Origin of the sequence: Pseudoalteromonas sp. SR45-5, from assembly GCF_014163565.1 — a bacterium.
GTDB classification, from domain to species: Bacteria; Pseudomonadota; Gammaproteobacteria; order Enterobacterales; family Alteromonadaceae; genus Pseudoalteromonas; species Pseudoalteromonas distincta.
Map to the genome: position 1 here is coordinate 1 of NZ_JACJDN010000090.1, position 9,075 is coordinate 9,075.

The window sequence follows — 9,075 nt, forward strand, 5'->3', positions numbered from 1 at the left end:
TATATAAAAAGAGTGCTTTTAAATGCTTAACCAAATGAAATAGGACGACGACCTGTTTTATCATCTACTTTTGGTTTTTTAGTTCGCTTACGCTTACTTTTAGCTGGTTGATTTGTTGGTTGTGGTGCAACTTGCTTTGACTCTGCTTGAGTTTGTACCGCAGGTTTTTCTACAGGGATTGCATCTTCACTTAGTGAGAGTTTAAAAAACTCACCATCAAACTCTAGTACATCACCACTGTATAATTTTTTCCGTTTAATTGTACAAATTTCATGGTTAACACCCACATAGCCTTCAGTAATTAGGTTTTTAGCTTGGCCGCCACCTTCAACTAAGTTTAGTACTTTTAATAATTTACAGAGCTCAATCGGCTCTTCTTCTAATTCTATTTCTATGTATTCTTCGTTCATATTTGCTCTCGGTGGGGTAACGCACAAGCTGTAGTATAAAGGCTTGCAGCTACTTTTGCACCAAAGCAAGTAACTTTAGCTAATTGTAATAGGGAAATAACGACGAAAGTTTTTATGTATTTTATCTGTCTTTAAAAAAACTGAAGCAATTGAAGAGTAATCTTTGCAGCAGTTAATTTTACGTATGGCCTGCTAATTGCTAAAACTTTGGCGGAATAAATATTTTTCATTAAATGGAGTAGGAAATGGGCGTAAGATTAGCAATGAAAAAAGAGCTAATGGGATTAGATAATTCAGGTATGTTAACTGCTGACGATGTTAGAGAGCACCTTGCTAATTCTGTAAAAAAGCAAGCTGATCAAGGTGAGCGCGGTTTTTCTGCAATTTCAAAATTCAATGATACCCATAGCCGTTTAGTTAGTGGTGATGCCACGAGAAAAACAAAACTTGAATTTGAACGTCATCGTTTATTTAAAGAAGTTTTATATACTCGCAAAAGTGTTGATGCTTGGTTAGATAGCCAAACAAATTAAATTGCGATAAATAGTTACCTTTAATAGACTACAATTGTAATCAAAAAGGGGTAACTATGAAAAGTGGAATTTTAATATGTGTGTTGGCATTACTATTAGCTGCGTGCCAACAACCTACCGTGTATGTATTTAGTGAAAACTTGCAAGATGAACAGCGCAACCAGCTCGATGCTGCGCTAAAAGCACAATCGCTCCCTTATGAATATGTAGAGCTGGCAATCCCACCTGATTTTGGTGAAGCCACATTACTCTTATCAAGTGATAAGATTTATCCTAAAGAAACTGAGCAACTTGCGGCTATAATGCAAGAGCTAGGTTACAAGCCACAAGTTAACTACACGACTCGTTCAAATCACTTTTATGGTGATGGCAATATAGGCTTTTATTTAAAGAATATAGTGGCGGGTACTACCTTTGTTATGCCTAAAAAGTTACGAACAACTCAATGCAGCGAAGAGAAGTACAATGATTTACTTGTCACATTTACAGATAAATATGCTGACTTTAGTTTACCCAGTGGCGCTGTTGTAAGGTTAGGTTGGGAGTTTTTATACGGTTACGTTGTTATTTATTATAAAACCTATTCGCAAACATATCGTCATTCACAGCCGTTTGTAAATACCCCCTTTTGTGCCAAGCCCTCAGATACTTACACTTTTACTGCGCACGTTAATAAGCCCAGTTGGCTGGATTGCTCATTGCAAATTGTTTATATGGATTGAACTAACCGTGAGTTTCTATATGCTCGCTTAATTTGGCAATGCGCAGGCTCATACCTTCAATAATTCGGTCTTTAATTTTTTCGCGGATAACATTAGGTAAGCGGGTTAGTGCTTCAGGGGTAATGGCAAGTACTATGGTGTCGGTTTTAGCGCGAGCACTGGTACTGCGCTCTCGGTTATTTATAAAGGCACCTTCACCTATAAATTCACCGGGCTCTATAGTGCCAAGTTCTAGTAAATGGTTATGCTTAAATACTAATAATGCGCCGCTAAGTACAATGTACAAGCGCTTGTCGTTATCGTATTGCTTAAATAAAAATTGATGCTGACTTACTAAATATAACAGGCCGAACGACTCCAATAAGACTTGGCGCTCGCTGAGCGTAAATTCTTTAAAAAAGTGCAGCCTGTTTATAATTTCCATTTGTTTGAATAATGGAATATGTTCGATTAGCTTCATCAATAACCAAATGTGTTAAAAGCGTTTAATCAGCTAATATTGCGCTCTTTTAATTTTCGGGTCAACGTGTTGCGTCCCCAACCAATTTTTATAGCTGCATCTTGCTTATGACCAGAGCAATTAGCCAGGGCTGTTTTTATTAAGCGAGTTTCTAGTTGAGCTTGAATGTCAGGCCAAATATTTTCTTTGCCTTTTTTTAGCTCTTGATTAAGCCATTGTTGGAATGCATCGAGCCAATCACCTTCTTCTTGGGTTGGTGAAGCATCCAGAATCTCCGGCGGTAAGTCTTGCTCGCTTACAAGCTCACCCGGTGCCATAACTGTTAGCCAGCGACACGTGTTTTCTAATTGGCGTACATTACCTGGCCAATTAAATAAACGTAGTTGCTCAGTCGCTTTAGGGCTCAGTACTTTACTTTCTACTTGTAGCTCTTTAGCACTTTTATGTAAAAAGTGTTGCGATAAGCTTTCTATATCTTCAGTACGCTCTCGAAGAGCGGGTAAACGTAGGCGCACAACATTAAGACGATGAAATAAATCATCCCTAAACTTGCCTTGTTTAACTAAATCTTCAAGGTTTTGGTGCGTAGCTGCAATAATGCGTACGTCCACTTTTATACTTTGATGGCCACCAACGCGATAAAACTCACCATCGGCAAGAACGCGTAATAAACGTGTTTGCACATCAAGTGGCATATCACCAATTTCATCTAAAAACAGTGTACCGCCATTGGCTTGCTCAAAGCGGCCTTTACGTACGCTATCGGCGCCCGTAAACGCGCCTTTTTCGTGGCCAAATAACTCTGACTCAACAAGCTCTTTTGGAATGGCCGCCATGTTAAGTGCAATAAATTGATTTTCTTTACGTGGGCTATGGTTGTGCAGGGCGCTGGCGACAAGTTCTTTACCTGTGCCAGATTCACCATTTATTAATACGCTCATGCTTGAGGCCGATAGTTTACCTATCGCTCTAAACACTTCTTGCATAGCGGGTGCTTCACCAATAATGTGGGCACTTTTTGGTGGAGCTTGCTTTCGCTTAGTTTTTTTAGTGGAGTTTGCTCTGCATGCGCTCTCGACTAGCGCCACTGCTTCGTTTAAATCAAACGGCTTAGCTAGGTATTCAAAAGCACCTTTTTGGAATGCATTAACTGCAGAGTCCAAATCTGAGTGGGCAGTCATTATAATAACTGGCAGCCCAGGGTTTTGCTCTGCTATAAGCTCAAGCAACGCCATGCCATCCATACCAGGCATTCGTACGTCCGAAACTAAAACAGTAGGTTGACTAAACTTTAATGCGCTTAATACATCTTGCGCATTAGCAAAGCTTTCTGCGTTAAACCCTGCACGGGTTAGTGCTTTTTCAAGTACAAATCGAATAGAAGCATCATCATCTACAAGCCAAACTGTTTTCATGCAAACTCCAAACATTAATCTGCAAAGGGCAGATAGATATTAAATTCAGTATGTCCAGGCCAGCTATCACATTCTATATAGCCATCATGTTGATCTATCAGCGTTTGCGCTATTGAGAGTCCTAACCCTGAGCCATCTTCTTTATTGGTGATCATAGGGTAGAACAGTGTTTCACGTACACTGGGATCAATACCTGGTCCGTTATCAGATATTTGGATCAACAAGGCTTTTTTAGGTGCTTTACCTGGGCGACGATGTTGATGATTAATGCGGGTTTTTATTGTTATTTCACCGCCATCTACAAGCGCCTGCTGAGCATTTCGAACAATGTTTAATACTACTTGCTGAATTTTACCTTGATCAATGTATACATCAGGAATGCTTGGGTCGTAATCCTTAACCAAGCTAATGTTAGAACAATTATCTAACGTACTTAGTCGTGCAACTGATTCAAGTGATTGATGTATATTGCCATACGATTTTTGCGGAAGCTGATTTGGCCCTAAAAGCCTATCTACTAATTCGCGTAATCGGTCAGCTTGCTCAATGATAAGTTCAGCACATTGGTCTCTTTCTTGTTGATCAACCTCATACTGCAATAACTGCGCCGCTCCGCGAATTCCACCTAAAGGATTTTTAATTTCGTGAGCTAAGCCTCTAATTAGATTTCGGGCTGCTTGGTATTGATGCATTTGATTAGACGCTTGGTCGTGCTTAATTTCGTCATCAGTTTGGCGCCACTCAAATAAAATATAAAGTGAGCCATCAAACTTAATTTGTCGTGTACTTACGGCTACTTTTGCATGGCGAGAATCGCTAAAAACCACGTCAGCTCTGTGCTGCTGGCAATCGACACCTTCAACTAATGAGTATTGTTCTATACGCTGCAAATCGATTGAATGGTAATTAAAAAGACTATCGAAAGGCTGATCTAATAGGCGCTTGTTACCAAGGCCAAGCAGTTCGCTAGTACTGGTATTGGCATAGACAACGGTGAAGTTTTTATCAAGCAACATGATAGCGGTTGTTTGATTTTGCCAAATAGCATCGAGTAGCTCAGGGCTAAAGTTTTTATTATTAATCATAGCTGCACCATTTTAGTGCGTGGATATTTACAAGCAAGTTATATAGTAAAATACACTGCTGCACGTTTAGTAATGCCCCAATTTAGTTACTTAGGTTTAGCCCTTTTCGGTGCATAAAAAATATGCAGGGCTCACTTATAGCAATAACTTGGTTTTTACTATTAAAAAGCTTTAATTGTAGTGTGTGCTCACCACGTTCTACATCTCTTATTGCAAAGGTTGAACTGTCACTGGCTGGGCCATGTGCTTTGCCATCAATAAAAAGTTGTATAGTAAAACCAGTTTCAAAGCGTGGTTTTATTCGGCTAGTAACATAAACAGTGCCGGTATTTTCACGAATAGTCTGGTTATGATCAGGTGAGGAAATGGCAATACTAAAGGCCGCTTGTTGGGGCTGGGGTTGCTCGTCAAAAATGTCAGTATTTGTTGCAGGCATATTAAGATCTTGGCTGGTAAGCTTTACCTCTTTAGCACCTTTATGAGGGGTGTCAGAGAACACTAATACGCCATTTTTATCTTTCCAAGCGTATATCTTTGTTTCACCAGCGTAACCATAATTGCTTAATCCTAAAGCAATTAATAGTAATAAAATCTTGTTGTTCACTCTGCAGCCCTGCATTTTTGTCGGTAACTTAACTTTAGTGGAGATTGATTAATTTTACCATTAAAAAAGCCCGCAAAGCGGGCTTGAGAACACACATATTTTATACAGCTAAATTAACAGCTGTAGTACATTTCAAACTCAACTGGGTGAGTTGTCATGTTAAGCTTTTCAACTTCTTTAGATTTAAGTTCGATGTAAGCATCGATTAAGTCGTCAGTGAATACACCACCTTGAGTTAAGAATTCACGGTCTGCGCTAAGTGCAGATAGTGCTTCGTCAAGTGATGCTGCAACAGTTGGGATTTCTGCAGCTTCTTCAGCTGGTAGGTCATATAAATCTTTATCCATAGCATCGCCAGGGTGGATTTTGTTTTTGATACCATCAAGGCCAGCCATAAGCATTGCTGAGAAAGCAAGGTATGGGTTAGCAGTTGGATCTGGGAAGCGTACTTCAATACGACGACCTTTTTCAGATGGAACCACTGGGATACGGATTGATGCAGAACGGTTACGTGCAGAGTATGCAAGCATAACTGGTGCTTCAAAACCTGGTACTAAACGTTTGTACGAGTTAGTAGAGGCATTTGCAAAAGCGTTAATTGCTTTAGCATGCTTGATGATACCGCCAATGTAGTAAAGCGCATCTTCAGAAAGGCCGCCGTACTTATCACCAGCAAAAAGGTTTACACCATCTTTAGCAAGTGACTGGTGACAATGCATACCAGAACCGTTATCACCAACAACTGGCTTAGGCATAAACGTTGCTGTTTTACCGTATAAGTGAGCCATGTTATGGATAACATATTTCATTTCTTGGATTTCATCCGCTTTTAATACCATTGTATTAAAGCGAGTAGCAATCTCGTTTTGACCTGCTGTTGCAACTTCGTGGTGATGTGCTTCTACTACTTGGCCCATTTCTTCTAGAACTAGACACGTAGCTGAACGCCAATCTTGGAAGTCATCAACAGGAGCAACTGGGAAGTAACCGCCTTTAATACCTGGACGGTGACCTGTGTTGCCATCTGCATATTCTTTATCTGAGTTCCAAGCAGCTTGCTTAGAATCAATTTTGTACATAGAACCAGACATATCTGATTTGTATTTAACGTCGTCAAATACGAAAAACTCTGGCTCAGGGCCAAATAAAACTGTATCTGCAATACCTGTAGAGCGCATGTAATCTTCAGCACGCTTAGCAACAGAACGCGGGTCGCGCTCATAACCTTGAAGCGTTGAAGGCTCTACTACGTCACAACGTACGATTAATGTTGATTCTTCAGTGAAAGGGTCTAGTTTGATTGAGTCAGCAACTGGCATTAATACCATGTCTGATTCGTTTATGCCTTTCCAGCCTGCAATTGAAGAACCGTCAAACATTTTACCGTCTTCAAAAAAGTCTTCATCAACTTGGTGATGAGGAATAGATACATGTTGTTCTTTACCCTTAGTGTCAGTAAAGCGTAAATCAATGAACTTAACGTCATTTTCTTTAATAAAATCTAAAACCGATTGTGACATGTGTCCTCCAACTATTGGGTTTTGTTATTGCTGCATAATTGCTTTGGGATTTACTAAGCTGATTTTGTGCCATTTTTATAACTAGCTGTTTATAAATTAAAAAAATATCGTTGCATCAAAATGGAATGTACAAACGCACTATGTTGGTGCGTAAATTTTCCTTTTTGGTGCAAAATTTACAGGGCACAATTTGCTGCTAATTTAATCGCTCGGAAATAGCATAACCTAAATGCAAAAGAGTACCAAAAAGATCAGCAAAATAGCCAAAAAGGCTGTTTTTCAAAAAAAATTTGAAATTTAATTCATATAATTGTCATATATAAAACAGATACTTAGTAAAAGTATTGAGAAAGTTTTGAAATTTATATTGGATAAACTTTCATCCATGTCATTAATGAGGGATAATATGCGCCCTTTTAAATCCTATGCTGGGACATCTCGCGAAAGCGTGGATGAGTGCGTAGATCTTGCAGGATCAATGAGAATTTAATTTCTCTGAGTAAATATATGAGCATCGAACAGTTAAGAAATATAGCGATTATCGCGCACGTTGACCATGGTAAAACAACACTGGTTGACAAACTACTTGAGCAATCAGGTACATTAGAAACACGCGGCGGTAACGAAGAGCGCGTGATGGACTCAAACGACATTGAGAAAGAACGTGGTATTACCATTTTGGCTAAAAACACAGCCATTTCTTGGAATGACTACCATATCAATATCGTAGATACCCCGGGACACGCCGATTTCGGTGGTGAAGTTGAACGCGTACTTTCGATGGCTGACTCAGTATTATTACTTGTTGATGCTCAAGAAGGTCCAATGCCGCAAACGCGTTTCGTTACGCAAAAAGCATTCGCGCAAGGCTTAAAGCCAATCGTCGTTATCAATAAAATTGATAAGCCAGGCGCTCGTCCAGATTGGGTTATGGATCAAATCTTTGATTTATTCGACAACCTTGGCGCGACTGACGAACAGTTAGACTTTAAAGTAATCTACGCTTCAGCAATCAACGGTTGGGCAACACTAGATTTAGACGAACCATCAGACAACATGGAACCTATGTTCAAGATGATCGTTGAAGAAGTATCACCACCGGATGCAGATCCTGAAGGTGACTTCCAAATGCAAATTTCTCAACTAGATTACAACTCTTATGTTGGTGTAGTTGGTATTGGTCGTATTAAACGTGGTTCTGTTGCTCCTAACCAACAAGTTACTATTATCAGTGCTGATGGCACTACACGTAATGGTAAAATTGGTGCAGTACAAAGCTACCTAGGTCTTGAGCGTATCGAAACTGATAGAGCTTACGCTGGTAACATCGTAACTGTAACAGGTATTGGTGAGCTTAAGATTTCTGACACAGTTTGTTTCCCAGGAAACGTTGAAGCATTACCACCACTAAGTGTTGATGAGCCAACTGTAACAATGACATTCTCTGTAAATAACTCACCTTTCTGTGGTAAAGAAGGTAAGTTTGTAACGTCACGTAATATCCGTGAGCGTTTAGACAAAGAATTAGTACACAACGTAGCACTTCGCGTTGAAGATACTGCAAGCCCAGATAGCTTCCGTGTTTCTGGTCGTGGTGAATTACACCTAGGTATCTTAATCGAAAACATGCGTCGTGAAGGTTACGAGCTTTCAGTTTCTCGTCCAGAAGTTATCTTACGTACTGTAGATGGCGTTCTAGAAGAACCGTTTGAAACAGTGACTATTGACTGTCAAGAAGAGCATCAAGGTTCTGTTATGGAACAAGTTGGCCTACGTAAAGGTGAACTTACTAACATGACTCCAGATGGCAAAGGCCGTATGCGTTTAGACTTCATGATCCCAAGCCGTGGTTTAATTGGTTTCCAAACTGATTTCATGACGCTTACTTCGGGTTCTGGTCTTATGTACCATACGTTCGATCATTATGGTCCTCATAAAGGTGGCGCTATCGGCGTTCGTAAGAACGGCGTAATGATTGCAAACGCAACTGGTAAAGCACTTACTAACGCATTATTCAACTTACAAGAGCGCGGCCGTTTATTCATCGGTCACGGTGTTGAAGTATACGAAGGTATGGTTATCGGTATTCATAACCGTGATAACGACCTTACAGTTAACGCCCTTAAAGGCAAGCAGTTAACTAACGTACGTGCATCTGGTACTGATGAAGCGCAAACGCTTTCTCCACACCTTAACTACTCACTTGAGCAAGCGCTTGAGTTCATCGATGATGACGAGCTAGTTGAAGTTACTCCACTAAACATTCGTATCCGTAAGAAACACCTTACAGAAAACGAACGTAAACGTGCGGGTCGTGCACCTAAGT

General features: G+C 40.0%; 9 protein-coding genes. 3 read left to right on the plus strand and 6 right to left on the minus strand.

Annotation, left to right across the window (positions count from 1 at the left end):
- Nucleotides 1-26: 26 nt before the first annotated feature.
- Entirely contained in the window at nt 27-410 is a 384-nt protein-coding gene (locus tag H5072_RS05435; protein WP_154903740.1) for an RNA-binding S4 domain-containing protein, read from the minus strand.
- A 245-nt stretch (nt 411-655) separates the two neighbouring features.
- On the opposite strand from H5072_RS05435, the gene H5072_RS05440 reads away from it, so the two are divergent.
- The gene (locus tag H5072_RS05440; protein WP_182692917.1) at nt 656-943 is read left to right on the plus strand and encodes a hypothetical protein; all 288 of its coding nucleotides are present in this window, start codon (nt 656-658) and stop codon (nt 941-943) included.
- 56 nt (nt 944-999) lie between these two features.
- Nucleotides 1,000-1,665, plus strand: a complete 666-nt coding sequence (locus H5072_RS05445) for a hypothetical protein (protein ID WP_182692918.1) — start codon at nt 1,000-1,002, stop codon at nt 1,663-1,665.
- A gap of 1 nt (nt 1,666) precedes the next feature.
- Here the strand turns inward: H5072_RS05445 and H5072_RS05450 are convergent, their stop codons facing one another.
- The 5 genes from H5072_RS05450 to glnA form a co-directional block, all read right to left on the minus strand.
- Nucleotides 1,667-2,125, minus strand: coding sequence for a cyclic nucleotide-binding domain-containing protein (locus H5072_RS05450; RefSeq protein ID WP_002961116.1), 459 nt, complete (start codon nt 2,123-2,125; stop codon nt 1,667-1,669).
- 29 nt (nt 2,126-2,154) lie between these two features.
- Entirely contained in the window at nt 2,155-3,540 is a 1,386-nt protein-coding gene (gene ntrC, locus H5072_RS05455; protein ID WP_002961117.1) for a nitrogen regulation protein NR(I), read from the minus strand.
- A 14-nt stretch (nt 3,541-3,554) separates the two neighbouring features.
- Nucleotides 3,555-4,625 (minus strand): nitrogen regulation protein NR(II), encoded by a 1,071-nt coding sequence (gene glnL / locus H5072_RS05460; protein WP_002961118.1) that lies wholly within the window; start codon nt 4,623-4,625, stop codon nt 3,555-3,557.
- 82 nt (nt 4,626-4,707) lie between these two features.
- Nucleotides 4,708-5,229, minus strand: coding sequence for a DUF4124 domain-containing protein (locus H5072_RS05465; RefSeq protein ID WP_182671859.1), 522 nt, complete (start codon nt 5,227-5,229; stop codon nt 4,708-4,710).
- 113 nt (nt 5,230-5,342) lie between these two features.
- A complete protein-coding gene (glnA, locus tag H5072_RS05470; protein WP_182692919.1) occupies nt 5,343-6,749 on the minus strand; it encodes a glutamate--ammonia ligase in 1,407 nt (468 codons plus the stop codon).
- A gap of 507 nt (nt 6,750-7,256) precedes the next feature.
- Here glnA and typA point away from each other — a divergent pair.
- A partial coding sequence (gene typA, locus H5072_RS05475; protein WP_182692920.1) for a translational GTPase TypA occupies nt 7,257-9,075 on the plus strand: 1,819 nt, incomplete at its 3' end.

Bases quoted from the DNA above. Each gene is read 5' to 3' on its own strand.
- H5072_RS05435 (WP_154903740.1), bottom strand. From the start codon at position 410: ATGAACGAAGAATACATAGAAATAGAATTAGAAGAAGAGCCGATTGAG.
- H5072_RS05445 (WP_182692918.1), top strand. From the start codon at position 1,000: ATGAAAAGTGGAATTTTAATATGTGTGTTGGCATTACTATTAGCTGCG.
- glnA (WP_182692919.1), bottom strand. From the start codon at position 6,749: ATGTCACAATCGGTTTTAGATTTTATTAAAGAAAATGACGTTAAGTTC.
- H5072_RS05440 (WP_182692917.1), top strand. From the start codon at position 656: ATGGGCGTAAGATTAGCAATGAAAAAAGAGCTAATGGGATTAGATAAT.
- H5072_RS05450 (WP_002961116.1), bottom strand. From the start codon at position 2,125: ATGAAGCTAATCGAACATATTCCATTATTCAAACAAATGGAAATTATA.
- glnL (WP_002961118.1), bottom strand. From the start codon at position 4,625: ATGATTAATAATAAAAACTTTAGCCCTGAGCTACTCGATGCTATTTGG.
- ntrC (WP_002961117.1), bottom strand. From the start codon at position 3,540: ATGAAAACAGTTTGGCTTGTAGATGATGATGCTTCTATTCGATTTGTA.